The 25,770-nt window shown below is 49.2% G+C and carries 21 protein-coding genes and 1 tRNA gene; 18 read left to right on the top strand and 4 right to left on the bottom strand.

The window, feature by feature from the left end:
• Positions 1-8: 8 nt before the first annotated feature.
• Complete coding sequence (locus PPG34_RS07020; protein WP_313832459.1) at positions 9-221, top strand: hypothetical protein; 213 nt, start codon at positions 9-11, stop codon at positions 219-221.
• Positions 222-574: 353 nt separating this feature from the next.
• Here the strand turns inward: PPG34_RS07020 and PPG34_RS07015 are convergent.
• The 3 genes from PPG34_RS07015 to PPG34_RS07005 all read right to left on the bottom strand — a co-directional run bounded on the left by PPG34_RS07015 (position 575) and on the right by PPG34_RS07005 (position 2,834).
• Positions 575-660, bottom strand: a tRNA-Leu gene (locus PPG34_RS07015).
• 222 nt (positions 661-882) lie between these two features.
• Complete coding sequence (locus PPG34_RS07010; protein ID WP_313832458.1) at positions 883-2,388, bottom strand: hypothetical protein; 1,506 nt, start codon at positions 2,386-2,388, stop codon at positions 883-885.
• Complete coding sequence (locus PPG34_RS07005) at positions 2,385-2,834, bottom strand: hypothetical protein (RefSeq protein ID WP_313832457.1); 450 nt, start codon at positions 2,832-2,834, stop codon at positions 2,385-2,387. The genes PPG34_RS07010 and PPG34_RS07005 overlap by 4 nt, the downstream gene beginning before the upstream one ends.
• 367 nt (positions 2,835-3,201) lie before the next feature.
• On the opposite strand from PPG34_RS07005, the gene rplI reads away from it, so the two are divergent.
• The 11 genes from rplI to PPG34_RS06950 all read left to right on the top strand — a co-directional run bounded on the left by rplI (position 3,202) and on the right by PPG34_RS06950 (position 16,237).
• Positions 3,202-3,744 carry a 50S ribosomal protein L9 gene (rplI, locus tag PPG34_RS07000; RefSeq protein ID WP_313832456.1) on the top strand — a complete coding sequence of 181 codons (543 nt, stop codon included), beginning with the start codon at positions 3,202-3,204 and terminating at the stop codon, positions 3,742-3,744.
• Positions 3,745-3,762: 18 nt separating this feature from the next.
• Positions 3,763-5,028 carry a serine hydroxymethyltransferase gene (locus tag PPG34_RS06995; protein WP_313832455.1) on the top strand — a complete coding sequence of 422 codons (1,266 nt, stop codon included), beginning with the start codon at positions 3,763-3,765 and terminating at the stop codon, positions 5,026-5,028.
• Between the two features lie 190 nt (positions 5,029-5,218).
• Complete coding sequence (nrdR, locus tag PPG34_RS06990; protein ID WP_313832454.1) at positions 5,219-5,683, top strand: transcriptional regulator NrdR; 465 nt, start codon at positions 5,219-5,221, stop codon at positions 5,681-5,683.
• Positions 5,684-5,744: 61 nt separating this feature from the next.
• Positions 5,745-6,917, top strand: coding sequence for a sensor histidine kinase (locus PPG34_RS06985; protein ID WP_313832453.1), 1,173 nt, complete (start codon positions 5,745-5,747; stop codon positions 6,915-6,917).
• The gene (locus tag PPG34_RS06980; RefSeq protein ID WP_313832452.1) at positions 6,901-7,575 is read left to right on the top strand and encodes a response regulator transcription factor; all 675 of its coding nucleotides are present in this window, start codon (positions 6,901-6,903) and stop codon (positions 7,573-7,575) included. Before PPG34_RS06985 ends, PPG34_RS06980 begins: the two co-directional genes overlap by 17 nt.
• A gap of 208 nt (positions 7,576-7,783) precedes the next feature.
• Positions 7,784-8,131, top strand: coding sequence for an STAS domain-containing protein (locus PPG34_RS06975; protein WP_313832451.1), 348 nt, complete (start codon positions 7,784-7,786; stop codon positions 8,129-8,131).
• A 107-nt stretch (positions 8,132-8,238) separates the two neighbouring features.
• Positions 8,239-8,493 carry a glutaredoxin family protein gene (locus tag PPG34_RS06970; protein WP_313832449.1) on the top strand — a complete coding sequence of 85 codons (255 nt, stop codon included), beginning with the start codon at positions 8,239-8,241 and terminating at the stop codon, positions 8,491-8,493.
• Positions 8,494-8,511: 18 nt separating this feature from the next.
• A complete protein-coding gene (locus PPG34_RS06965; RefSeq protein ID WP_313832448.1) occupies positions 8,512-8,697 on the top strand; it encodes a hypothetical protein in 186 nt (61 codons plus the stop codon).
• Positions 8,698-8,753: 56 nt separating this feature from the next.
• Entirely contained in the window at positions 8,754-12,173 is a 3,420-nt protein-coding gene (locus tag PPG34_RS06960) for a PD-(D/E)XK nuclease family protein (RefSeq protein ID WP_313832447.1), read from the top strand.
• Positions 12,170-15,640, top strand: coding sequence for a UvrD-helicase domain-containing protein (locus tag PPG34_RS06955; RefSeq protein WP_313832446.1), 3,471 nt, complete (start codon positions 12,170-12,172; stop codon positions 15,638-15,640). Before PPG34_RS06960 ends, PPG34_RS06955 begins: the two co-directional genes overlap by 4 nt.
• A 114-nt stretch (positions 15,641-15,754) precedes the next feature.
• Entirely contained in the window at positions 15,755-16,237 is a 483-nt protein-coding gene (locus PPG34_RS06950; RefSeq protein WP_313832444.1) for a tetratricopeptide repeat protein, read from the top strand.
• A 6-nt stretch (positions 16,238-16,243) separates the two neighbouring features.
• Here PPG34_RS06950 and lgt read toward each other — a convergent pair whose 3' ends face one another.
• Entirely contained in the window at positions 16,244-17,032 is a 789-nt protein-coding gene (lgt, locus tag PPG34_RS06945) for a prolipoprotein diacylglyceryl transferase (protein WP_420888088.1), read from the bottom strand.
• Between the two features lie 335 nt (positions 17,033-17,367).
• Here lgt and PPG34_RS06940 point away from each other — a divergent pair, with 335 nt between their 5' ends.
• From PPG34_RS06940 to PPG34_RS06915, 6 genes are all read left to right on the top strand, one after another.
• On the top strand, positions 17,368-20,916 hold the full coding sequence (locus PPG34_RS06940) for a DEAD/DEAH box helicase (protein WP_313832442.1): 3,549 nt from the start codon (positions 17,368-17,370) through the stop codon (positions 20,914-20,916).
• Between the two features lie 548 nt (positions 20,917-21,464).
• The gene (locus PPG34_RS06935; protein WP_313832441.1) at positions 21,465-21,737 is read left to right on the top strand and encodes a DUF4160 domain-containing protein; all 273 of its coding nucleotides are present in this window, start codon (positions 21,465-21,467) and stop codon (positions 21,735-21,737) included.
• Positions 21,734-21,991: a DUF2442 domain-containing protein gene (locus tag PPG34_RS06930; RefSeq protein WP_313832440.1), complete on the top strand. Its 258-nt coding sequence runs from the start codon at positions 21,734-21,736 to the stop codon at positions 21,989-21,991. The genes PPG34_RS06935 and PPG34_RS06930 overlap by 4 nt, the downstream gene beginning before the upstream one ends.
• 669 nt (positions 21,992-22,660) lie before the next feature.
• Positions 22,661-22,960 carry a hypothetical protein gene (locus PPG34_RS06925; protein WP_313832438.1) on the top strand — a complete coding sequence of 100 codons (300 nt, stop codon included), beginning with the start codon at positions 22,661-22,663 and terminating at the stop codon, positions 22,958-22,960.
• A gap of 93 nt (positions 22,961-23,053) precedes the next feature.
• The gene (locus tag PPG34_RS06920; RefSeq protein ID WP_313832437.1) at positions 23,054-24,097 is read left to right on the top strand and encodes a hypothetical protein; all 1,044 of its coding nucleotides are present in this window, start codon (positions 23,054-23,056) and stop codon (positions 24,095-24,097) included.
• Between the two features lie 773 nt (positions 24,098-24,870).
• Positions 24,871-25,758 (top strand): Mrp/NBP35 family ATP-binding protein, encoded by an 888-nt coding sequence (locus PPG34_RS06915; RefSeq protein WP_313832435.1) that lies wholly within the window; start codon positions 24,871-24,873, stop codon positions 25,756-25,758.
• Positions 25,759-25,770: the final 12 nt, after the last annotated feature.

Below are 25,770 nucleotides of genomic sequence, written 5' to 3'. Positions count from 1 at the left end.
GATGTGGCATGGCACACCTCCAACAGATCTCTTCGTTTAAGCATAGAGAATTAGAAGATCAAAGCTTGGAAGACTCAGCAGAAGAAGAAACAGAACCCTCTGCATCGGGTGAAGTGAAAATGGCCAAAACGCCGGAGGCTTTAGTCCCGCCTGCACCTACTGAAAAGGACCCCAATCCTTTTGCCGCGCATATTACGGCAAATTCTGAATCATTTACCTAACTGACTTGGTGATATGGGTACCTGCTGCTTTTCTTTCCTCACGCAAAATTTGAGGCGTAATCGGCGAATCGTCAAACGTGAAAGAACGTCCCTGCCCTTTTCCTAGCTCACGCTTCGCGCATTTGCCTTCACGAACCCTGTATAGCCATTTTTCTTTTTGTTCATACACTCCATTTTTAATCGCGCATGAGTTCTGACTCTTTTGGCCAGACAACAAAAGTGTAGCTTCGGCATCTTATGCCGACTCTTTTTTGGCCTCCCCGACCCATGACAAGGTTCGAAGAATGCACGATGAGATCGTGCAGCTACAAAAGAAATGCACCAGTGGGGACCACTTGAAGGGGAAGTAAAAGTGGTGCCGAAGGCGGGAGTTGAACCCGCACACCCGTGAGGGCACTAGAACCTGAATCTAGCGCGTCTGCCATTCCGCCACTTCGGCACAAGAAGAGTTAGAATTATCAGCTTTTCAGGGGAGAGCGTCAAGGCAGATGCGTTGATCGTGTGAAGGCAGTTGAAAACTCCTGCTCTTAGAATGCCGAAGGTCATGAAGAAATTTTTCCTTGAGTTGTGAAGCGTAAAGAGAGTGACCCGAGAGGAAAGAGAAAGAGACGCAGTCTTCTCGCATGACGCTTCATCCATCATGCTTAACGAATCATCCTCTTTACGATGATGATGCCGTCTTCGACGGTGCGGGATTGGGCTCAAGGCACGATTGTCGCCAGAGACCACTGATTGCTGAAGCTCCGTGGGTCGACGTGAGGTCTTGGGTATTGCCGGCGATGATGATTTGTTCCCGAATCAATCCTGCGGCACCTAATAAGAGTGGTGCAGGAATATTAGGGGCGTCTTCGGCAATCAGCACGTCAAAGCGTACTCGTTTAAATAGTGGATCGCATACTATTCGCGCCGGGGTGGCTGCCACAAGTTTTTTGTTTTGAATAAAGGCTTGTCGATTGGTACCTTCCCCTGCCGAGAGCATTTCGCGAATTTTTTTCGTGCCGCCAAGGCGCGAAATATCATCCTTTAGTTCTTCGTATTCCGGCCTCATCTCTTTCGGGATGGCAGCTTCGGGTACGAGTTCGCGAATGCGGGCTTGGGCAATCTCGACTTCTTTCATCAGCCCCGCGATTTTTTCCGTGTAGATCACTCGATATTCAGCAAGTGTTTGTATGTTCTTCCCAATCGCTTGCATGCCGAGTCGTTTCCAAATTGGCAGTTTTTCATAGTCGGCTAAGATTTTGTCGATGTCTTTGATCTTACCTTGAAACCCACTCACTTCCGCGAGTAATCGCCATTCCAGTAATTTGACCTCATTGAGGTCGCGTTGTTTCTGACCCTTATAGGCCAGGATGGGGGTGAGTTCACGAAAACGATCATACTTTTGTTGCAGGGCCGTTTTATGCGATCGGGATGCGGCGAAAAAGGAATGCATTTGGGATTCATATCCCAATTCTTGCAAGGAGATGCCCGACCCATGAGAAAGCACGGGGATTTCATAGCAACTCAGCAAACTTTTATACGGCAGCGGGGCATCCCGAAACGTTTTTGCAAAAAATCCTAATAAATCACTCACCATGTGATGACTTGGCGCAATCAGCAATACGCGTTTATTTTTGCGCATGAGATCCACCGCTATCGTGGCAAGTTTCTTCCACCGGGCAGAGGCGTCATCACTCCAAACCGTGGACAGGACTGCTGTGGAAGCCCCGGTTCGCGCGGACCCATCACCGCCGGCCTGTTCAGGGTCAAGCCAGGGGGTCAACCGTTCGGCAGGGCCCAGCGAATAGGACTCGGGTTTCGCGGCCATCTCCTCTAGTCGTTTTGTCGCCGTCAAAAAAAACCCCGAAGTGTCGGGCACAATGGTGTTGTCGTCGAGAGATTGCCCCAAGGAATCAACGGTTTGGATCAGAATTTCTCCACCAAGGTGACGGAGTGAATAGCCTTCTGTGGGTTCAAGATCACCGGGTGGAACAATTGTGAGAGGGATATCTTCCAGCACGGTCATTCGGGAAGGGAGCGTAAGAGAATAAAGATGTAAATTGCCCGCTTTCCCCAGCTTGTTCGCGAGAGGAGATTCGATGGGGTCGTCCAAACCCTGGGCAATCGCCTCCTCTTTTTCCTCGGTTAATTGTTTGGCGTAATGCTGAAGGAGATCAAGCAATTTCATGGCGCCACTTCGTGCTCAGGGTCAAGGGCTTGTTGCACACAGATGGCCACGCAGGCCAGCCCCCCGGTGACGGGTTGGCGGTTAAAAGCACAGCCACGTTGGTCGGCGCAGGCGGCAATGAAAGGAATTTTTTGAGAAAAGTCGAGATCTTCTAGCACTTGCGCATGAATCTGTCCCTCCTCGGATGCCGAAAGAATCACCACGCGATGGTGATTGTCATCTTCGAGGATTGCGGCTTTGGGGGTTGGCGCGATCATTGATCGCGCGGCGCGAACTCCCGGTAAATCCATGCTTTCTTTCACTAACCCTTCTGGAGCCTCAATAGCTTGATGACTCATGCGGACATTGAGCGACGTGAGATTCGGAGTGTCAGGATCAACCTTCGCTGCTCCTTTATAGGAAGAATGGAGGAGATTCTCGGCGAGGCTAGTGTTTCCGAGCAACATGACAAGGGGCAAGATGCAGAGGAGAAAAGAGATTGTGATCCTTGGTGTTAGCATAAAAGCATTGTAGTAAACAGTGAATTAGAGTGTCTAGGAAGATTGGAATTATTATTTATATTGTGGGGTGGGCATCGCCCACCATTAATTTTTACTCGGGATTTCGCCCACACACTAAAATTCTTTACAAACACCCTTTCCCATAGGACCTTCGAAGAACGAGCTGGCCGAATGGTCACGGTTAGTCTTCCCTTACCTCTCAGATTTTTCCAAGTTGATCTTATCCTGCTTGCCGACTGCCAAAATTGACATTTCTCCTGGCGGTCCTTAATATCCTTTCTTTCGTCAAGAACCTAAGGGAGGAGTAAGCACGATGAAGGTGATCCTTCAAGAAAATGTCGACAATTTAGGCTATGTAGGTGATATCCTTGATGTGGCCGACGGGTACGCTCGGAACTTTTTATTGCCTCGAAAAAAAGCGGCGGAAGCCAACCCCCGGAATGTGAAAGCTTTGGAACATGCCAAGCGGGTGACGGGGCATAAGGCCAAGCAAGTGGAAGAGGGAATGAAAGGGGAAGCGGAGAAATTGAGCGGAGTCTCGCTGACCTTTGAGGTGAAAGCTGGGAAAGACGGTAAGCTCTTTGGGTCCATCACCTCGAAAGATATTGAGGAACGGTTACTCGCTGATGGGTTTGAGGTCGACCGGCGGAAAATTCAGCTGGGACAGCCTTTGAAGGAATTGGGCACTTCTGCGGTTGCGATTAAGTTGTTTCGGGAAATCTCGGCGCAAATTTCCGTGACCTTGGTCAAACAGGGCGGTGATGAGGCTGCCGCCAAAAATGAAGACTCAGAATCAGCCGAAGAGAATGAATCGACTGAAACCCCAGATTCAGACACCGAATCCTCCCAAACATAAGGAAACCTCAATCTCACCATGGGACATGCTGTTGGTACATTAAAAGCGATTCAGTCGACCGATCCGGAAGTGTTTGCGGCCATTCGGGCAGAGGAGAAGCGTCAGCGTGATAAACTCGTGCTGATTGCGTCGGAGAATTATGCCAGTCCGGCTGTTCTTGCGGCGCAAGGGTCGCTTATGACCAATAAGTATGCCGAAGGGTATTCAGGACGGCGATATTATGGTGGCTGTGAGCATGTGGATACGGTGGAAGACCTTGCCATTGGGCGTGCCAAACAGTTGTTTGGCTGTGAACATGTGAATGTGCAACCGCATTCCGGTTCCACTGCCAACATGGCGGCCTATCTTTCGGTTCTCAAGCCAGGGGATACCATTTTGGGGATGGCTCTTTCCCAGGGCGGACATCTTACCCATGGCAGCAAAGTCAATTTTTCAGGAAAGCTCTTTCAGTCCTATTCCTATGGGCTGAATCCCGAAACAGAACTGATTGATTATGATGCCGTCCAGCGTGCAGCAGAGGAATGTCGCCCACGAATGTTAGTGGTAGGGGCGAGTGCTTATTCTCGCATTATCGATTTTGCGCGTTGTAAGCAAATTGCTGATTCGGTTGGTGCCTATCTGTTAGTGGATATTGCCCATATTTCCGGCTTGGTGGCCACGGGGTTGCATCCAAGCCCTGTGCCCTATGCCGATTTTGTGACCACCACCACCCATAAAACCTTGCGCGGTCCTCGGGCTGGAATGGTCATGTGCAAGGAGGAACATGCGAAGGCGGTTGACAAAATCGTGTTCCCTGGTCTCCAAGGTGGGCCGTTGATGCATGTGATTGCAGCCAAGGCGATCGCGTTTCAAGAAGCCTTGGCCCCGGAGTTCAAAGTGTATCAACAGAACATTTTGGATAATGCCAAGGCCTTAGCCAACGGGTTTACGGAGCGTGGGTACCACGTTGTTTCAGGCGGGACGGACACCCATTTGTTCCTCATGAACCTGACATCTAAAGGTGTGACTGGCAAAGATGCCGAATCCGCCTTAGAGACGGCGGGTATTATTCTGAACAAAAATGCTGTGCCCAATGATGAGCGGCCTCCGGCCATTACGAGTGGAGTCCGCATCGGCACTCCAGTGGTGACAACCAGAGGCATGGGCCTCAGGGAAATGTCACAGATCGTCGCCTGGATCGATGAGGTTCTGCAGCAGAGTGATAAGCGTCGTGTGCATCGACGAATCGCCAAAGAGGTGAAAGCCCTCTGTAGCCGGTTTCCAATCTTTCAAACCTCACAATGACGGCATCGTCATCTGAGTCCTGTTTATTCATGCCCAAAACCCGACCCACTTTTCTCTCTGCAAGCGCAGGGAGCCACATAAAAAGAGTCTGGTTTTTCCCACTTTCAATGAGCCAGGTGATGCTATTCGACGTGGGGCATAGTAAATGTGCCAAGTCATGCATTTGATTCTACACTGAGGTTATTCAGACGTGCGATGCCCCTTTTGCAATCGAATTGATGATAAAGTTATTGATTCTCGAACGGCTCGTGAAGGCGAAGTGATCCGCCGAAGGCGCGAATGCTTGGAGTGTAAGCGTCGATTCACCACGTATGAGCGTATTGAAGAAAGCCTGCCGGTGCTCGTCAAAAAGGATAATCGCCGTGAAACCTTCGATCGCAATAAAGTCATGGCGGGAATCAAAAAAGCCTGTGAAAAACGTCCGGTAAGCAGCGCGGCCCTTGAAGCCGCCGTCGAGCGTATTGAAAAGCGTCTTCAAGAATATGGTGAATCCGAGGTGCCGGCTCGCGTGGTGGGTGAAGAGGTGATGCGGGAACTTCACCAGCTTGATCAAGTGGCGTATGTTCGATTTGCCTCTGTGTATAAAGAGTTTAAAGACATTGATCAATTCATGGATACGATTAAATCTTTGGCCCAAGAACGTGGTGGGTTGTAAGCAAGACTTTATGTCTAACAACAGAAAGGTTAAACGCATCGTCCCTCGATTGTAGCCTCTCATGCCTCCTTCAGCTATTACGGCAAAACGTCCCTTGAGTAAGAAGGCCGTTCCTCGATCTCTTTCTCCACAACCATCCTCAAAATCAAAAGGTGTGCGTTCCAGGTCGGGCCATCCTACCCGCGTTGCCATTATTGGTGGCGGGAAAGGCGGAAAAGCCCTCATGGAAATCTTTGCTCAAGACCCATTGGCCCGCATCGTGGGTCTAGCCGAAAGTAAACCACGGACGTCAGGGACCAAATTAGCTCAACAATTTGGAGTGCCGGTGATCAAGGACTATCGGGATTTGCTCAAGCGCAAAGACGTGGATCTGATCATTGATGTCACCGGAAACCCAAAGGTGGAGTTGGCGTTACTCAAGGTGAGGAGGCCGAATTTGGCCGTGATCGGAGGAGCCAGTGCCAAATTTATGTGGCAACTCATAGAAGCCCGTATTCGGGCCACCACGGAAATTGAAAAAACTCTCACTCGGTATCAGTCTTTATTTCAACGTTTTGTGAAAGAAGAGGCGGAACGAGCGGTGCATGAAGAGCGAACGCGAATTGCCTGTGAAATTCATGATGGCTTGGTGCAAACGTTGGTCGGCGTGAATTTTAAAATGGAACTCTGTGCGGAGTTGGTGGCTCAAAATCCCACGAAGTCGTCGGATTTGATGCGGGAAGCCAAAGCCCAATTGAAACATGGAATTCAGGAAACGCGTCAGGTGGTGTTTAACTTACGCCCCGGGCAAGAAGAAAAACTTGATTTATTCTCAGCGTTGTCGAATTTCTTGAAATCGTTTGAAGAGCAACATCGCGTAAAAGTGGAGTTTGATTTTCAGGGGGATGATTTGTCTTTACCTCCTAAAACGAAAGTATTCCTCTTTCGAATCGTCCAGGAAGCTCTCCAGAATTCATCCAAACATGCCAAGGCATCTCAAGCGTTTGTACACATCGTAGTGAATCATGATATGCTCACGGCCTCGATTCGTGACAATGGGGTGGGGTTTGATGTGCAAGCCGTATCCCGAGATCCGGAAAAGTGGGACCATTTTGGGCTTCGAGGCATGAAGGAGCGCGCTAAATTGCTCGGCGGTGAAGCCCGGTTGCAATCCAGTAAAGGGAAAGGCACTACGATTACGGTGCGCATTCCTTTAGGAAGAAAGGATGTGCTTCAGCATGACCAAGAAAATTAAGGTATTAATCACGGATGATCATCGTGTCGTGCGGGAAGGCTTATCCGCCATATTGGAGACCAAAGAAGAAATTGAAATTGTCGGGGAAGCCAAGGATGGCGGCGAGGCCGTGGAAAAAGCCAGGCAATTATTGCCTGATGTCATTGTTATGGATGTGAGCATGCCGGGGATGACCGGGGTGGAAGCCACGCGCATCATTAAACGCGAAATGCCTCATATTGGCATTATTGCTCTCACCATGTATGAAGATCAGCAGTATATTTTTGATTTAGTGCGAGCCGGGGCCACGGGGTATCTATTGAAAGATTCCGATTCCACGGAAATCCTGGCTGCGATTCGCGCCATTTCCAGGGGGGAATCCCTGATTCACCCCTCTGTCGCCAGTAAAATCTTGGCCGAGTTTTCCCTGTTATCTGAAGGGAAAGGTAAGAGAAAGTCCTTACTCGAACATGATCTGACGGAGCGCGAGATTACGGTGCTTCGTCTGGTAGCCGATGGTAAGACCAACAAGGAAATTGCCAATGTTCTGGATCTGAGTGAGAAAACCGTGAAGAACCACGTCAGAAATATCTTCCACAAACTTCATGTCTACGACCGTACGCAAGCCGCCATTCTCGCCATTCGCAAAGGGATCATTGAGTTAGAGCCTCATCCCTAGGCCTAGTGAGGCTTCTTTGCTTCTCTCCCGTTGTCTAGCTCCTAAGCCAGGGTTCCCATGGAGGTCCTATTTTCTCTTCATGGCTTCGGCCCACTTTCCGCTCAAAAAATCGACCAAATGCCTTTAGTTCATTCGTATTAATGCCGAATTATTAACCATGGATTTCCAAAGAGCGGGAATAAATCCGAAAAATAGATAGGAGACATCTATGAAAATGACGGAACGTGTGGTTGGTCAAACGGTCATTATTTCATTAAGCGGAAAATTAGTCTTTGATGTCAGAAAAGATTTCCAAGATGCGTTGGCGAAGGCCCGCGAGAAAAATCCCAGGAAAATTGTGCTGAATATTGAAGAATTGGCCTATCTGGATAGCGCCGGATTAGGGCTATTGGCGTTGGGATTTGAACAAGCTAAAGTCAAAAATATTGAATTTTGTATACTCAAACCTAGTGGGACCGTGATGCGAATTCTAGAAATGACCCAACTTCCCAAAATTATCCCGGTGTTTGATTCCGAGGAACACGCTCTCCGGTCGGCCAAGCCTGTGTTGGCATAGAATCCCGGCCTCTTTCCCCTGTACTCCCGCACTTAGGAGCACTGGTTGCGGCTCCATTTCCTGCAGTGTTATCATTAGCTCTCTAGTTCTTAAAGGAGAGTTTTCCTATGGCCAATGTGACCTTGCTCGTGTCTTCTACCTGTTCAGCTTGTCCATCGGCAAAAAGTCTTTGGAAGCAAATGCGTGTGAAGCACAGCTTCAGTTATCGCGAGATTGATATCAGTACCCCTGACGGACAAGAACTTGCCGATCGCCATTCAGTTCGTGCCGTCCCTGCCTCCATTATCAATGGTCGATTGACCTTTGTGGGCGTTCCGACCCGTCAAAGTATCGAGAAAGCTCTGGCTGGGCGGAGTGGGTAGTTCCCCTTCCATACTCTTATGAGCAACGATCGCCCATTTGGCATGGATGAGGATGAGCTGGATATTGAACTTCCCGTTCTTCCACCGATGGCCAGTGGTCCCGCCCCCGAATGTCCCTTTTGTGGCGAACCCATGAAATTTATCGATGCGGAGTGGGGATGTACCGATTGCAATGGGGAATTGATTGGCCCCGAAACTGGATAAACTCCTTCCCCAAAATTACCTCCTTGACAACGCGAAGATAGGCTGCCTATCCCCCGATGCTTCATGTTGTAACAGGCCCGCTGTATTCCGACCTTGAAGACGCGTTAGCTGAACACCTCCACTCCTTTCGTTCTCATGCTCCTACCATTCCTCTGACGATTGTCGTGCCTTCGGAATATGTTAGGTTTCGTCTGCAATGGGCTTTGTGCGCAGAACGAGAGCTCTCACTATTCAACGTCCATCTCCTGACATTTTTCCAACTCTCCCTTCGTGTCGTCGAAGAGCAGGGTCACACGTTTGCCAATGGTTTTCGATCGAATAATTTTTTTCACGAATGGATTCATTATCTTCTACGAAGGCGAAGTGCTGCTTTGCCGCAATTAGCAAGATTATCGGATATGCCAGGAGGATGGGCTGCCCTCTGGAGCACGATCAAAGATTTGAAAAATGGGGCCGTTGATGCTGTCTTGGCACGGGACGCCCTCTTTCAAAGTGGGAGCGAGGTTGATCCAATCAGTCCCACTGTGTTGAAGCTGTATGATGGGTTTGGCCAGGAACAACAACAGAGTCGGAATTTTGATTGTGATGATGTGGCGGGGATGGCGACGGCCAGTGTGTCCACTTCACCCTTTCTTTCCCAACAGGGGCATATCTGGTATTACGGATTTTATGATCTGACGCAGGTCCAGTTGGACCTTCTTCATGCGATTGCCCAGACCTTTCCCACATCAGTGTTGTTTCCGCTCGATCTGCATCATCCCGCTTATCATTTTGCTCAACAATTTTTTGATCGTCATCTTCTTGGTTTGAGTGGAGGAAGGGTTCAACATATTCCAGGATCGGCAGAGCGGACAATGCTGCGTACAGTCTTTGGCCATAAGGGAAAGGATGATGCAGGCCGTTTCCAGCCATCGTATGACTCGGTGTCCTCGCCCAGCCAGTTAATTGACGATGAAGTTCTTGGAAGCAAATCATTTCCTGAATCTTCCATGCCGGAGTGTCGGGTCATTCAGACCTCTGGAACTGAAGATGAAATTCGGTTCGTGGCCAAAGAAATTTTACGCTACACAGAGGAGTGCCAAATTCCTTTGCGAGACATTGGTGTGGTGGGACGGACCTTATCGGGATATGAACATATTCTTCCTCGTGTCTTCGCGGAACATGGAATTACCTTCAATAGTACCATGCAGCGGTCACTTGCGGAGTTTCCGTATGTCCAGTCCTTGTTACGGTTTCTGAGGATTCCCGTTTCCGATTTTCAGCGAGATCCGATCATGGAGGTGTTAACCTCGCCCTACTTTCGATGGAACGTCCCTCATCGGAAGATGCAAGATCCTCAACCCGATCTTTGGGATCGAGCAAGTCGCCGCTTAGGGATCATCAAGGGAGTCGAGGAGTGGAAACGATTTGTCCAGGTGTTGGAAAAAGAATCTGGAAAAAATGGACAGCCAGAGGCTCGGGGGAACTCTCATGCTATGCCCCCTCCTCAGGTAAGGATGTGCCGTGATGTGCTGCGAGAATTATTCGATAGGGTGACTCTTTTACCTCCGCAGGCCACTTACGAGGTCTTTGTCGATCGGACTTTTCAGTTATTGGAAGAATTTTTAACACCTAACCAACCAGAGGATGGCAAAACCTCAACGGTCCAGAACGTTTGGGGGAACGGAGATCTAAACGATCAAGGTTTCATCAGTGATTCACTTCTCCATCAAGCGGTCTGTGATCAACTTGATGAGATTCGTCGGCTCGTTCAAGTGTCCGGGGAGGTGTCCCTTTCAGACTTTGTCGAAACCGTGGAGCGGTATATGCATGGGGCCACGGTGCCTCTCCATCCTCTGGACCCTTTTGTTGATGGGGTATGGGTTCTCAATGCGATGGCCGCACGAGGTTTTTCTTTTCGAGCGTTGTTTGTATTGGGGTTACAGGAGCATGTCTTTCCGCGACATATTCAAGAGGACGCGTTTTTACGAGATCCCGTACGTCGAATCTTTGATGCCACCTTAGGATTTAAGGTTCCGGAAAAGGCTGCGGGGTATGAAGAGGAGCAACTCTTATTTTATTTATTGGTCAATTCAACCAGCGAAATTCTCACCTTATGCACGCAACGCATGGATCAAAACGGAGGAGTGTTGATTCCGTCTTGGTATATTACGGAAGTACAGCGGTGTATCCCGGATCTTCCTGTCACAGTGGTTCCCAAGCGGAATAACGACAAGCGCCGTGATCTGCCTCAATATTTTCAACGCTGGCTTACCCCACAGGAAATTCGAGAACAATGGATGTTGGATCGATGTGTGCCAAGTGGCCCCTTCCTCGGAGATACTCTGGGTTGGTCTGTGGTTCAACAAGGTGTAGCTTCCTTGGCCTGCCATGAATCTTCTTCCCCTCGGTTGAATCGATTTGATGGAGTCTCTGGTGCCTTGCCTGAGTTTTGGAATCGGATGCAACAGCGAGGACTCTCACCAACTGCACTGGAACACTATGCGCTCTGTCCGTTTAAATTTTTTTCTCGACAAGTACTCAAATTAGAATCCCAAGAGCTTCCGGAGCTGGATTCGAGTATCGGGCCACGAGAATACGGGAATTTGTTGCATCATGTATTGCGGGATTGTGTGGAGACGCTTATTGAGCAAGGTGTAATTTCACGCGACAGGAAATGTTCGTTCGCTGACATGGTCAAGTTGGTGAAGCCTATCGCAGACCGAAACTTTAGAAATTATGAGCGGTGGTCGCCTACTGGATACTCAGTGCTATGGGAACTACAGCAAGAACAGCTAGTGCGAATCGTCAGTCAGGTGATTATTCAAGACCTATTCGGAGAAGATCGTGATTGGATACCAGTGGTTTTTGAAGAAACCATGACTGGGGAGATCGATGTCATATTGCAGAATACACCAACTCGGGTCCGCCTCTTGGGGCGAACAGATCGAGTGGATTGGTCTTCCTCGCAGCATCAGTTTCGGATCATTGATTACAAATTTAAGATGTCGACACGGTCAATTCCCAGCACGCAACAGCTGGTTCGAGAGGTGATCCGAGGAACGCAGCTACAACCGCCATTGTATTTAATGTTGGCAGAAAGTGGAAATGGGGAATTTCGGCGGAAGATCACACCTGATTCCGACGAAAACCTCTTTTGTGCTGGCATGTGGTTGTATTGCATTTCACCCGACTCTTTGGACTCAGCTGCTTCATTCACTCGTGTACCTTTCACCCAAGAGATATGGCAGTCGTTGAAGCCGCAATTCGCTGCGACGATGAATGTCATTCTTGGCGGCATTGATCGTGGTGAATTTTTCATCGTTCCAGGATCGCATTGTTCGATGTGCGAGTTCCGTACCATTTGCCATCGCACACATCAAATGAGTCGGTGGCGCGCGACCATGGATCGCGGGCTGACCAAGGATCATCGTTTTATCCGTTTCAGTAAGCCCAATCTTTCTGTGGGTTTAGAGAAGGGCTCCACAGAATCATGAGACCACCACTCGCCGATCAAGCCGTCCGAGAGCGAGCAGCATCAGCTGCCGATGTGAATATCGTGGTTACGGCGGGTGCCGGAACCGGAAAAACCACGCTTCTTATCGATCGCCTGACACATCTCTTATTGCGTCCCCGCCAACGTGTGACCATCAATCAGATTGTGGCGCTCACCTTTACCAACAAGGCAGCCAGTGAAATGAAGTTGCGGCTCCGGCAACGCCTACTCGTCATGCAAGATTTGGCTCGTGGCGCGTCGAGTCAGGTTGATCCGTCTAGTTACGAAGCCAGGGTCCTGCGAGATCTTCAGGCCTTGTATGGCGTGCCGGATCAGCATGTGGCGGAAATCGCTGAACAAACCCTTCATGATTTAGAGCGGGCTCGCATGGAAACCATTCATAGTTTTGCCGCATATGTACTTCGGTTGTTTCCGATAGAGGCGGGTGTCGATCCTTCGTTCCAAGAGGATGACGGAACACAATTCGAGGCGCATTTTCATCAAAAATGGACTCAATGGTTGGATCGGGAATTGGGAAAGGGGAGTATCCATCGGGCTCAATGGCGAACCATTTTACAATTGGTGAGTCTGGATGAGTTGCGTGTGTTTACGCACGCATTGATGGATGAATTGGTGCCTCTCGTGGGTCTCTCCCACTTCGAGGCGGTGAATGGTCTTTCAGATTCGATCCAACATTGGCTTGTGGGGTTGGTCACGACAGGCCGGGCTTTACGAACGGTGTATGCCAAAGATCAAAAACTCGAGACGTTGCTGGACGAGGCCATTCGACAACTTGAAGCATTGTCTCGGGGATGTGCCGCCGATAGTGAAGAAATTCTCACGCATCGGTCAATTCCCCCGCAAACCAAGTCCTGGTCTGATGAGGATTATGAAAAAGCCCAATGCATCATCAAAGTGGCGAAGGCCAGTCGGCGTCTTATGCCAAAAGAGCTGGGAGAATTTTTGGGCTTGGTGCTTCCGTTTGCCGAAAAGTGCCAACAGAGTTTTGTTAAGGAAGGCTGGGTTTCCTTCAACGGGTTGTTGGCGAAAGTGCGAAACCTTCTTCGCGATTCGCCGAAGGTTCGACGGGAGATCAAATCCCAATTTCACGCGATCCTGGTGGATGAGTTTCAAGATACTGATCCTGTGCAATACGAACTTATTTTATACCTGGCGGAAGAAATTCATCGAGAGGTGCGGGAATGGTCTCATGTGCGGTTGGAACCAGGAAAATTATTCATCGTGGGCGACCCCAAACAATCGATTTATGCGTTTCGCCGCGCGGATATCGAAGCCTATGATTCTGTGATCCAAGATTTTGTGCTGGGCTCAGGTTCTGGGGGAGAGCAGCTGACTTTGCGCAGTAATTTTCGTTCGCATTCGAATGTATTGGTTCCAGTCAACGCCTGTTGTCGTGAGTGGTTTCCTCATGTGGCCGTCAAAGGAGTGCAGCCTCAATATGAAGACCTGTTGCCGGTGGACTCGGAGTTGGCTGCCTCGGCGGAGGAAGGCGTTCAGGTACGAATCGTGCGGTCTTGTGAGGAGGTGGTTGATGCCGATGCGGCTACTCGTGCCGAGGCTCAGGAGTTAGCCAGGTGGCTTGCCGAGGAGGTGTTCGATCGTCAGCAGCTACATATCAAACAAGTTTCTGTCTCTATTCAACCACGACATGTGGCGATTTTGTTTCGTACGTTAACTCATCTGCGTACGTATGTCGATGCGCTCAGGCAGTATGGCATTCCCTATGTAACCGAAGGGGAGAAGCATTTTTATGAACGTCAAGAAATTGTGGATTGTATCCATCTGCTACGGGTATTGGCCGATCCCCATGATCGTCTCGCCCTTGTGGGTGTGCTCCGTTCGCCCATAGGGGGGTGTTCTGATGATGTGGTCGCAACACTGTTGAGTAAGGGGCACCTTGATGATTGGCACCGAAAACCTGTGAGCTCGGATTTGCCGTTGATTTTTCATTGTCTACAAGATTTGCGTAGTGAGATATTGCGAAGGCCCGTAGCCGATGCTCTGGATTTAATAATCAGAAGCACCCCATTGATCGAATTGACGGCTGCGTCCATGGATGGAGAGCAAGCTGTCGCAAACGTGAGAAAACTGGAAGCCATTGCCAATGAATATGCTCAGCGATCCGGTGGGGGATTTCGACAGGTAGTTGAAACGCTTACGCAATGGATTCATGACCCTCCGCCTGAAGCGGAAAGTTCCTTGGTGGATGACGATGCCCATTCTCTCCCATCCACTGGTGCCGTTCGGCTCATGAGTATTCATAAGGCCAAGGGGTTGGAATTTCCCATGGTCATTCTCGCCGGCTTGCATCGAGGGGCTGATCCCAAAGGGAAATCGATTTGGGTTAACCACGACTGGCTCTCTGATTGTCTGGGCATGCGCCTAGGCTCGTATTATTCCTTGGGAGGAGTATTTCTTGAAACCAAAATGGAAGCGCGGCAACGGGCGGAACAGATTCGATTATTATATGTGGCCATGACCCGCGCGCAACGCCGTTTGGTGCTGTCTGCCGGGTTGCCCACGACCTCGGGCGCAAGTTCTCGGGGGATGCTGGGCATGATTGTGAAGGGTCTGGGAATTGATGTGGAGGTCTTCAATTCACCCCAACAGGATTCTGCTCAATGCACCCTGAAGGTTGGAACGGCATCCGTGATGCTCGAGGTGGTGACGGCCTCAAAAGAGATAAAGTTTGGTCGTCAACAAAATTCTTACCCATGGCGAAAACTTCATGCTGAAGACATCCAAGATCCTTCGCCATGGTTTGAACGATATGCGCAAATGGCCGAGGGATATGGGCGACACCTGATCGTCACTCCCACACGGTTGGGAGAAAGAAAGGGTGAGCCAATGAGTGAGTTTGAACCGGAGCCGGTCCATGTCTCTGCGCCGCCTTCGCATGGGCCGGCTGGTCCCTTTTTTCGAGATCGCCAAGCACTGGTGGGGACATTGGCGCATAGAGTGTTGCAAACCTGGAACTTTCAGGATGACCCAGAAAAACTTCCTGGTTGGATTAGCAACATCTGTACCCTAGGCGTACCAGAAAATTGGCAACATGATGTGCAGGGTGTAACCAAAGAATTGCGTGACCTTTTCAATGCCTTTGTCTGTACGGCACCCTACGTTATTCTTCGTCAAGCAGAGATTCTTGGACGGGAGGTGCCGATCACTGTTCCCTGGTCACGAACCGATTTTTCCGAAGCAACACCGGGAAACGGGTCTCCAAGGGTGCTGCATGGCGTGATTGATGTGGTGTATCGGTGGCAGAATCAAGTGTGGGTGGGAGATTATAAAACCACGGCGATGAGCGTGGACTCGATGAATCGGATAGTTGCCAATTATCGTGGCCAAGCGATAGCCTATCGAGAGGCGCTTCAGGGGGTTTTTGGTGAGATGCCAGTACGAGCGCACCTCATTTTTTTGCGAAGTGGTTCTTCTGTTGAGGTGTAAGAAAAATTTTTTCGTAGCTGCGCCGTCTTATGGCGTTCCTCATGTGGAGCAGTATAGGATATTGCGACAGCATAGAAACACGGATTTCTAAAAGTCAGAGAAAGGAGAGGGGTGATGGGCCTTGGGAGATGGTTTTTGAGCGGTGTCTTTTTGTGGATCATCGTATTAGGTGCTTGCACCACTGCGCCGAAAGAGGTCAAGCAACCAACATTGCATGCGCCGACTAATGCAAATCCGATGGCCAGTTCGGCCATCAGCGAAGGTAACGAACTCTTTGCGTCGGGGCGGTGGCAGGCGGCCAGAGAACAATATGAAAAGGCTATAGCCGTTCAGCACACCGTAGCCGAGGCGCATTACAATTTAGCGTTAACCCTGGATCAAATGGGGAACCGGGAAGAGGCTCGTGCTCATTATATGGAAGCCGCAAATTTGGCCCCAGGGCATCAGGTGATTTGGAATTCTCCGGTGTTGCGTCGATATGGAGATGTCCCGGTTGATAGTAAGAAAGGCAATGCTTCCGCGCCAGTTCTTCCGTCATTAGGTGGTGCCGGAGGTTTGTTGGGTGGTGGGGGCGGTGGTGCTCCTGGAGGTTACTAAGGGGGGCTACCGAGTTTTCAGGGCACGGTTTCGGTATCCGATCAGGATCATCAAAAGACCAAGAAGGACCATGGGAAAGCTTAACAGTTGTCCCATGGTTAGCGGACCAAGGAGCAACCCGAGGTGGGCATCGGGTTCCCGAAACAATTCTACAAAACTTCGGAATATCCCATAACCGCAAATAAAGGTCCAAAAGACGGTCCCGGGCGGTGTGTCGCGCCGTCCGATGATCCAAAGTAAAAGAAATAAAGCCACCCCTTCGAGTCCAGCCTCATACAATTGCGAGGGGTGACGGCAGGCATCTCCGCCTCGCGGAAAAACCATGCACCAATCGACATCCGTGGGTCGGCCATAGAGTTCTCCATTAATAAAATTGCCAATCCTTCCAAATCCTAGTCCTATCGGCACCGCCTGCGCGGCCAGGTCGGCGATGGTATAGGGAGCAAATCCTTTTCGTCGGCAAAAGATCCATAAAGCGATACATGTTCCGATCAGTCCGCCGTGGAAGGACATACCACCTTCCCATACCGCCAAGATGCTTAAGGGATGCTCGACGTAATAGGCCGCATTGTAAAACAGTGTGTAGCCGATTCGCCCGCCGAGAAACACGCCCAAGGCGGCATAGACAATCAGGTCATAAAGCTGTTCCTGGCTCAGTGAAATGTTTTTGGCCCTTGCACGGGATCGAATCAGAAAATAGGCCCCTGAGAGGCCCAACAAATACATGAGCCCATACCAGCGAAACTTCAAAGGCCCGAGACTAAAAAAAACCGGATCTATTTCAGGGAAAGGCAGGGCGGCGAGAAGGAAAAGGTCAAAGGGAAATAACATTAAAATTTTTCCAGTTAGAATTCAAAATGTTGCTGAAGTTTTAGTCTCCTGCAGTTTTGGAAGCCCGTGCATCCTAGGGATGAGTCAGTAGTTTTTCAAGGGAGAGAAAATCTGCTCTTTAGAAATAAATTGGTCTTTGGCGATCACTACCATCGGGAATGACTTCAAAAAGGTCCAAATAAAACTCGGCTTCTCCCTTTCCCCCCTTCCATCATCATCACAATGTGTTATAAATGACTGTTTGGGCTTTTTTTTAATTTGGGTTGTTCCCGGAATTCCGGGGTGAGGCTTGGGTCCATATGCTGAATTACCTGAAGGCACTGCCGCCGAATATTGTCTATACCTTGGCGCCCAAGGACTATGTGGTGCGGGGGTATGACTATTTCCATCAGGAACGACTGGAGTCGTTGAGATGGGAGCATGATCGGACTCTGCTTACCGCAGTGGTGCGGGGTACCAAGCGATATGGGGTCAGTATTTCGATTGTGGATAATGATCTGAATTATGTGTGCAATTGTCCCGTCTGGACTCCGGCGAGGCAATGTAAACACGTCATTTGCGCGCTGCTCACGATCATTAATCTTCTGGCTCCTATTCACTTTAAAGTGGCGCGGCATCAACCTCGTCGGTTGGAGAAACTCAGGGCGGCGTTGTTGTTCGATAAAAGTGGCACGTTTCAAAAACTACGCGGGTCCTTGCCCCTCAAACCTGCCACCCCCGCGCAACCTGATAATTTTGAACTGGTGATCCATCTTCGAGATCGCCAACCCGAGCTGTCCGTCCGCAACCACGGACAACGGCTGTACACGCTTCGTGGCGTGCCCGAGACATTGGCGTATTTTATTGGCGATTTTTACCATTCGTTTCCCGTGCATCGCGATCGATTCGCACAGCATTTACAAGCCGAGGGAAACAACTATCCCATCCTTTTTGAAGCAGATGGCGAACAGATGACGCTTAAATGGGAACCGTTTCACCGCTGTGAGACCCATACCGAGTTGAATGTGGTGGATGGGGAAGTCACCCTCAAGCCGTTGTACGTCTTGGATCGTGCGGTGAAACCTCGCGTGAAGTTGTTTTGGGATTATGCGGTGGATCTCGACCGGCAAGTCTTGGTCAGGGTCGAAGAACCCAACGAATGGGATCCGCAAGCCATGCTCTATGACGAATGGATGTATGGTCTCGAAGCGTTGGATGATGACCAGGTGTTTTCCCTCTCTCGGGAATATCGAGGGTGGGAACGGCTCATGAATCGGACAGAACAGTCGTATACTCCAAGGAAATCGGCCATTTTCGAGCGTCGCCCCATGACGCTGCCGTTGCGCCGTGTGCAGGCCATGCCCATGCAGATTCCTCGTCCCCATCTTGAAGCCACGCAGCAACGGCTCGTGCTAAAAGTCAATGGCCTTGTGACCAGGCTCCCCCACGAAACTGGTGAGCCGGTTTGTGAAAAGCCGCGATTTCGGTTAGTGGCGTATCCCATTAAAGACGCTTCGGGATCCACAGATGGTATGCCTTCCGTGGCAGCGCTTCGGGCGGAATGTTGGTGGGGGGAATGTTATGCGCCTCCTCATGCGGCGACATTTAGTTTTTTCACCTATCTGGAACGATACCGCAGTTTGCCGGTGCCCCTTCGAACTCAACGACGGAAAAAGATTCTCCGGGAAACGTTTTTAAAACTCCTGACCCTGTCTCAGCCGTCCGAAGTTGAGAGTCTTCTCCGCACTGAACTTTCGGGTTCAGATTTTCAGCGCTTGGATACGAAGCGGGCAGGCAAGCACCTACTCAAGCAGTTTTTCTCCGCGTATCGTGACCCCGAGGTTCGGCTTCAATTTCATCAAGGACAGTGGAAACTCCTGTCGATTGAAAAATCCAAAGAGGCCTTGATGTATCTGTTGCCCTACCAGCAGTTTGGTATGAAGGTGTTTGAATCCATGGGGCGGCACGATGAAATGCGGTTGCCGCTCAATGTCCTGCATCAAGGCCTGCCCCATCTATATGACCTGTGCCGAGCGGCGGGCATTGAACTGTTTTACCATACGAAGCCGGTAGCCCTCCCGCAGTGGGAACTGTCTCTGGAGGCGCAACGTCCAGCGGGAATTGATTGGTTTGAGCTCCGCCCGGAAATCCGGTGTGACGGCCAATCGATGACCGAAGCCGCAGTCAAGGAAGTCATGCAAGGAAATGGCATTATTGAAAAGGACGACGTGGTGCACATTTTTCCTGTGCAGACGCAGGAGGCCATTCAGGCGTTTTCATCGTTTTATCAACAGGAGCAAGCTGCTCAGGGAAAGAAACGAGAATGGGTGCGCGTACCCCGGTTGCAGATTTTTGATTGGATCGCGCTTCGGAAACAAGGGGTGAAGATTTCCTTGCCACCTGAGGATGAAGCGATGATCGATCGTTTGATGCATTTAGAGCATATTGAGATGCCTCCATTGCCTCAACGGTTGAATGCGACACTCAGGGCTTATCAAAAAAATGGCTATGGATGGTTGGCGTTTCTCTATCAACATCGTTTTGGCGCGTGTTTGGCGGATGACATGGGCCTGGGGAAAACCGTTCAAGCCATCAGCTTATTTGGGGGAATCAAGGAAGGCATTATCCCGGCCATCACGAATCAGCCAGCGCCACATTTGGTCGTGCTGCCTCCAAGCCTGTTGTTTAATTGGGAACAAGAGATACAAAAGTTTTATCCCTCGTTGCGGGTCCACATGTACGCCGGTCCTGATCGTTCACCAAACTTTACAGCTTGCGATGTCGTGCTCACGACGTACGGGGTGGTTCGGCGGGATATTACCATGTTGGAAACCATTCCCTTCCATTTGATTGTGTTTGATGAAGCCCAAACGGTCAAAAATATTTATGCCGAGACCACGAGCGCCGTTCGCCGATTACAAGGGGCGTTTAAAATGGTGATGACGGGCACGCCCTTGGAAAATCATATTGGTGAATATTTTTCACTGATCGATTTGAGTGTCCCAGGGTTGTTAGGCGACTATGACAAAATGAAATCAAAAATTACTTCCGCATCATCATCCGTCCTTGGCGTGCTCACACAGCGCACCAAGCCATTCGTATTACGTCGAACCAAAGAGCAAATTCTCAAAGAGCTGCCGCCGAAAACTGAAACCGATGTCTATTTGGATCTGACAGAGAAACAGAAGTCACTCTATCAACACACCATTGCCCAAATTCGTCCGACGATTGACGATGCCTACCGGTCGAAAACGCAGGCGCAGGCACGCATCATTGCGCTCACCGCCATTTTGAAGCTCCGTCAACTCTGTTTGTCCCCAAGGTTGCTTCAAGATGACTCGCATGACTCATCGCCCAAGATTACGTTTATCATTGAGCGATTAGCCGAACTCATGGAAGCTGGTCATAGTGCGCTGGTATTTTCGCAGTTTACGTCGTTTCTGGATTTAGTCGAAGCCAGCTTGGTGAGTCATCATATTCCGTATGCTCGCTTAGATGGATCCACGCCGACCGCGAAACGCCGAACGCTTGTGAAAAAATTTCAAGAAGGAGAGGGGGCTTCGGTGTTCTTGCTCAGCTTAAAAGCTGGCGGGCAAGGGCTGAATCTTACTAAGGCTTCTTATGTGTTTCACCTGGACCCGTGGTGGAATCCTGCCGTGGAAAATCAAGCCTCTGATCGTGCCCACCGCATTGGCCAAACCCAAAAGGTTTCGATTTTGCGGATTCTCATGCGCCATTCGGTGGAAGAAAAAATGATGGCACTGAAAGACCAAAAATCGGCCCTTTATCAAGCCGTCCTCGAAGGCACCACCCATCGAGGCACAGGGGCGTCGATTACCAAAGAAGATTTTGATTTTCTGTTGACATAGTGTGCGTTCGTGGCCTGTTGAAAAAAAATCTCTTCATTCCCGCAGTAGCAAGCGGGAAACTAGTATTTTACTTTGTCATCCTGATCCGAGTGAAGGATCTGCTTTTATCTTTGTGGGGTGTCGTCCCCGCACGGCGAGGCACTTTTGTTTCGGCAAAAGGGACTAAAACCATTTTTGCCTGTGCGCGGAACTATGGGTGCCTGGTCCACCACCCCGAATCAAGATGGCTCAGAAACTCGCTACGAGGTGCAAAGCCACCTCTCCACTCAAACAGCCTGAGCCGAAAAGCCGATTCGAGACTCCAGCTCCGCCGCGCCCAACGCAGGGGTCGCTGTGTTAAACAAAGCCACGGACAGTACCGATTGAAAAGACCACGGTTCCGGCGTATTCTTTAGAAATGACGATACGGTGTTATCCAGAAAGAAAACCGAAAATCCTTCTCTTGTCCAGAGGTTGAGAAGAGGTGTGGATTCGGGAGCAAAAGAAATTGAAAAAGATGTCTCCCAACGTCGTGGGAGCAGGACTGCAGATTAAAGGGCAAAAAGAGTATGCCAACAATTTCCATGTTTTACGGGATTCTGATCAGGATGTTTTTTCGAGATATTGAGAAACATCACGTACCCCATATTCATGCCGATTACCAAGGCGATGTGGCCGTATATTCAATCCCTGACGGAACACTTCTGGCCGGAAATCTTCCTCCGAATAAGCACAAATTGGTTGTCGCATGGATCGAAATTCATCAAGAAGATTTACTGGCGGACTGGGATTTGGCTGTCAATGGTAAGAAACCATTTCCAATCAAAGGACTTGACCAATGAGAATTACAGAACTTCAGGCACAATCAAACTGGGTTTTATCTATCGTTGCGGATGATGGTCGCGTTGGCCAATTTGATGTCAGCCCGTATCTTCAATATGAGGCATTCGAGGCCCTTCGAGACCAGAAAGAATTTGTGAAGGTTATCAATGGCGGGTACTTTGTCGAATGGGATTGTGGTGCTGATTTGTCAACCGACACCATTGAGGCAGGATGGCAGGTTGTTGGAAATACAGCCAGCCAGAAAACCGCCTAGCAAATCGTTCTTGCGAATTCCGCTAATTCTTTCCCCTGAAACCTCGCAGTTGGTAGTAAAAATCCAAGATTGGTGCGTTAGGGGGAGAAAAGTAAACATGACCCTTTCGTCATTTTTGGGCCGAAGTATTCGCGGGAATATCTAGGTTTCTATGTGTATAAGAAACGATTTCTGACAACCTAATCTTTGCAGAATTATTATAGTGGGGTTTCGCCCCCACACGACGAGTCCCTTTTGTTTCGGCAAAAGGGACCAAAACCATTTCTGCCCGTGCGCGGCCCCTCCGATCCTACTCAGAAGCAGGTTCTCCGGGGTGCCTGGTCCACCACCCCGAATCAAGAAGTCTCAGAAACTCGCTGCGCTCAGACAATCTTCGCCAGAGAAGTAGGATTCGGGGTGCTCGCCCAGCCGCGCCCAACGCAGGAGACTCCGTGATAAATGAAGCTAAAAGTACTCCAATTGAAAAGCCGACGACCTCGGCGTATTCTTCTTTAGAAATAACGAAGGCGTGAAATCCTGACAGAAACCCGGGGATCCTTCTCATACTCGGATCCATCTAAACATTGTTATGCATATCTAAGGTAGGCAATGTGCGTGAGGTCCCTGAAGTCGGTGGTCCTTAGTTTGAGCTGTGCTTTCGTTGTTGTCGGATACGTAACAAATGACTTCATGGTTGTAGATGCTTTATCCAAGGGAATGACCAGGGAGCAGGCTGACGAGACAATCGAATCGTACGGATTTCAGCGTGAGCTTAGCCTGAACCGACCTGACAAAGGCTGGCCTGACACAGATGAGTCGTTCGAGAACCTTCCTTGGCGGGCAAAGCTGGTCGAAGATGAACGGAACACTACTATCGCGCATGCAGAGCCCTATCCCGTGTCTCATGGCCTGCTTAGCTTTGGGCAGTTGTTTCTATTCTATTATGAATCAGGTTGTTTGGTGAAGTACTACCAGAGGCAGATCAATTAGACGACGATTGCAAAGCAACGATTGCAAAACAACGACCTGAACCAGATGGACCTGAGTTTAAGGCAATAGTATATTTATGTAGGAGGAATTAAATTGGAATTGGAGGTCTATCAATTTATATCTAGGAAGAATGTTGAAAATAGATCTCTTGGGGGAATAAACACGAGTCCAAAGCAACGGCCAGATTTAAAATTCCAAATCCAGTTTGAAATTATTGATAAATCATTTGAAGTTAACTTTGCTCAGCTTATCCCAAGTTCCCCAAGTGCAGGAGCATATGAATATATTGATCCATATGTGGATGTGTATATGAAAGAACGATGGCCTAAATGTATCAAGGGGAAGGCCAATTTAAATATAGCAAGCAGTGAACAATTAGATAACGAAATTTTGAAAATGGTCCTTCCTTATTTGAGATTTGCATGTTGGCACCTAAAAGAACATGTAGCAGATCTAAAGAAAGATAAGGACCAATTTTCTACCCAAAAAGCGTACAGGAGAGAATATCTTGGCCACCAAATGTTCGATTTTGATGGAAATAGACGACCTAGTGCTAGCGAAAAATTTTGCTTAACAGATATAGGTGAATATATAGGCCCTGGTGTGGCATCCATAGTTGGTCATACACCATTTGGTCAATTAAATGAGTTTGTATGGAGCCAGATAATGCCAATTGAAAACCCAACTGATGTAGCAACGGATTTGCCGAGAATACGTGAAAAACTTAATGAGATCCGAAAGCACTATAACACCTATAATGAGTTAAATGATGCTCGACGTCTCCTGTCTAATGGGGAATTAAGATCTGCAATTAGAGCAGCTGCATCGTCTATCGATGCAATTCTTCGTTATTATTGCGTTATCTGGGGAGCTGTATTTCCCGCCCAAGGATTACAGTTCCACGATAAGATAGAAAAAGTCCTGCAGGAGGCATCTAAACCTTCATTCAAGAAACTGGATCCCGCTAATAGCCAAAAACTACTTTACCTATACAGAGCAAGAAATTCTATGCACGAGGGAGACTGCTATTATAAAGATAATTCCGGCAAAACAGTAAATATCAACAAAAGGGATCAAGTTGGCGAACTCGTAAGGGCAGCAGAGGAATTTACTTTATGGATGGATTCACTTGTTTAACGTGCATATATAGATCTAGCAAATGCCTCAACATGGTTAGCACAAAATTAAGTGCTGCCCAATAAGCAAAATGTGAGGTTTCGAAGAGGACCGGCTAGTTGGGAAAGGGGGCGGTTCACTTTTTTAAAACGTATGAATTGAGATTAGGCCTGAGTGTCGAATTTTGGTAGGGTTTGTCTTCCCCATCTTCAGTTTGGAAAATTGATTTAATTATTGGGTATTCGCGTTGTGCGTAGGCGGAGGCCCCCCGGAGAGCTTGCTTCTGAGCAAGATCGGAGGGGACGCGCACGGGCGAAAGTGGTTTTGGGTCCTTTTGCCGAAACAAAAGGACCTCGTCGCGCGGGGACGACAACCCGCATAAAATAAACTTGGATCCCCGATAAAGGATGTCGGGGATGACTGCATGGGGAATTTGAGCCGCGGGTAATCGCACGTGACTCGTCGTGTGGGGCTGAAACCCCGCATAAAAATCTTCATCAAAATTAACTCCTTTCATCTTTCTATAATTTCTATAGTCAATTCGACCTACAAAAACTCATTAATAGTTCTCTTGGCAAAAGATTTTTCTGGTTTATGGTGATAAATCTATCGGAGCATTTGCTTAGCTTCTTTCTTGCAAGGTAGAGTTTAACAGGTGAAGCCGAATGCCTTGCATTGATTTCAGTCAAAGGCCTTTGGTTTTTTTAAGTTTTTTTGTAAATCAATTCAACAGTGTTATCCGAAAAAAACAGAGGTATAAGGTGATACCTCTGACTATAGAAAGGACAATTTTTATGAGTGATGAACAAGCACAACAACCTGCTCCACCCCCGCAACCCGAACCCGAGAAGTTGCTGCCGGGGGTAAAATATATTGTCGCGATCAGTAGTGGAAAGGGTGGAGTCGGGAAGTCCACGGTGTCGACGAATTTGGCTGTGGCGTTGGCGCAATCTGGTGCAAAAGTTGGGTTGATGGATGCGGACATTTATGGCCCCAATATCCCCATGATGATGGGCGTCTCCGGTCCTGGAGGTAAGGAGGGGGAAAAGATTTTGCCGGGTGAGGCTCACGGAGTGAAGGTGATTTCCATGGCCTTTTTTGTGCCGGAGGAAACCGCAGTGGTGTGGCGGGGGCCGATGGTGCATACGGCTGTCACGCAGTTTTTCCGGGATGTGTTGTGGGGTGACCTCGATTACTTGTTAATTGATTTGCCCCCGGGTACCGGCGATGCGCAGCTGAGTTTGTCGCAATTGGTCCCAATGACCGGGGCGATTGCAGTGACGACCCCGCAAGAAGTCTCGCTCTATGATGTGCGGAAGGGCTTACGCATGTTTCAAAAGGTGAATGTGCCACTCTTGGGCGTGATTGAAAACATGAGTAGCTTCATCTGTGGGCATTGTGGTCATCAGACAGATATTTTCTCACATGGTGGTGGGGAACAGGCTGCGAAAAAATTTGAGATTCCTTTCCTTGGCCGGGTGCCCTTGGATCCTGCGATTCGTGAATGTGGAGATGCTGGGACGCCGATTGTGGTGGCCAATCCTGAGTCTCCGCAGTCCAAAGCCTTTGCAGAAATTGCGGAAGCGTTACGTAAGCAAATTGAGGGGGAAGGTGGGGCGAAGTCCGGTGCTTCCATTGGGGACATGCTGAAAAAGTTGAAGGAGCCGATGGGGCTCAATTAGTTATTTTGGAAA

Source organism: Candidatus Nitronereus thalassa (assembly GCF_032191465.1).
Lineage (GTDB): Bacteria > Nitrospirota > Nitrospiria > Nitrospirales > UBA8639 > Nitronereus > Nitronereus thalassa.
Note: the sequence above shows the minus strand (reverse complement) of the source record. Positions and strands in the feature narration are given on the sequence as shown.

Coding starts and splice junctions, on each gene's coding strand:
- PPG34_RS07020 (WP_313832459.1), top strand. CDS start 9: ATGGCACACCTCCAACAGATCTCTTCGTTTAAGCATAGAGAATTAGAA.
- PPG34_RS07010 (WP_313832458.1), bottom strand. CDS start 2,388: ATGAAATTGCTTGATCTCCTTCAGCATTACGCCAAACAATTAACCGAG.
- PPG34_RS07005 (WP_313832457.1), bottom strand. CDS start 2,834: ATGTTGCTCGGAAACACTAGCCTCGCCGAGAATCTCCTCCATTCTTCC.
- rplI (WP_313832456.1), top strand. CDS start 3,202: ATGAAGGTGATCCTTCAAGAAAATGTCGACAATTTAGGCTATGTAGGT.
- PPG34_RS06995 (WP_313832455.1), top strand. CDS start 3,763: ATGGGACATGCTGTTGGTACATTAAAAGCGATTCAGTCGACCGATCCG.
- PPG34_RS06985 (WP_313832453.1), top strand. CDS start 5,745: ATGCCTCCTTCAGCTATTACGGCAAAACGTCCCTTGAGTAAGAAGGCC.
- PPG34_RS06980 (WP_313832452.1), top strand. CDS start 6,901: ATGACCAAGAAAATTAAGGTATTAATCACGGATGATCATCGTGTCGTG.
- PPG34_RS06975 (WP_313832451.1), top strand. CDS start 7,784: ATGAAAATGACGGAACGTGTGGTTGGTCAAACGGTCATTATTTCATTA.
- PPG34_RS06970 (WP_313832449.1), top strand. CDS start 8,239: ATGGCCAATGTGACCTTGCTCGTGTCTTCTACCTGTTCAGCTTGTCCA.
- PPG34_RS06965 (WP_313832448.1), top strand. CDS start 8,512: ATGAGCAACGATCGCCCATTTGGCATGGATGAGGATGAGCTGGATATT.
- PPG34_RS06960 (WP_313832447.1), top strand. CDS start 8,754: ATGCTTCATGTTGTAACAGGCCCGCTGTATTCCGACCTTGAAGACGCG.
- PPG34_RS06955 (WP_313832446.1), top strand. CDS start 12,170: ATGAGACCACCACTCGCCGATCAAGCCGTCCGAGAGCGAGCAGCATCA.
- PPG34_RS06950 (WP_313832444.1), top strand. CDS start 15,755: ATGGGCCTTGGGAGATGGTTTTTGAGCGGTGTCTTTTTGTGGATCATC.
- PPG34_RS06940 (WP_313832442.1), top strand. CDS start 17,368: ATGCTGAATTACCTGAAGGCACTGCCGCCGAATATTGTCTATACCTTG.
- PPG34_RS06935 (WP_313832441.1), top strand. CDS start 21,465: ATGCCAACAATTTCCATGTTTTACGGGATTCTGATCAGGATGTTTTTT.
- PPG34_RS06930 (WP_313832440.1), top strand. CDS start 21,734: ATGAGAATTACAGAACTTCAGGCACAATCAAACTGGGTTTTATCTATC.
- PPG34_RS06925 (WP_313832438.1), top strand. CDS start 22,661: ATGGTTGTAGATGCTTTATCCAAGGGAATGACCAGGGAGCAGGCTGAC.
- PPG34_RS06915 (WP_313832435.1), top strand. CDS start 24,871: ATGAGTGATGAACAAGCACAACAACCTGCTCCACCCCCGCAACCCGAA.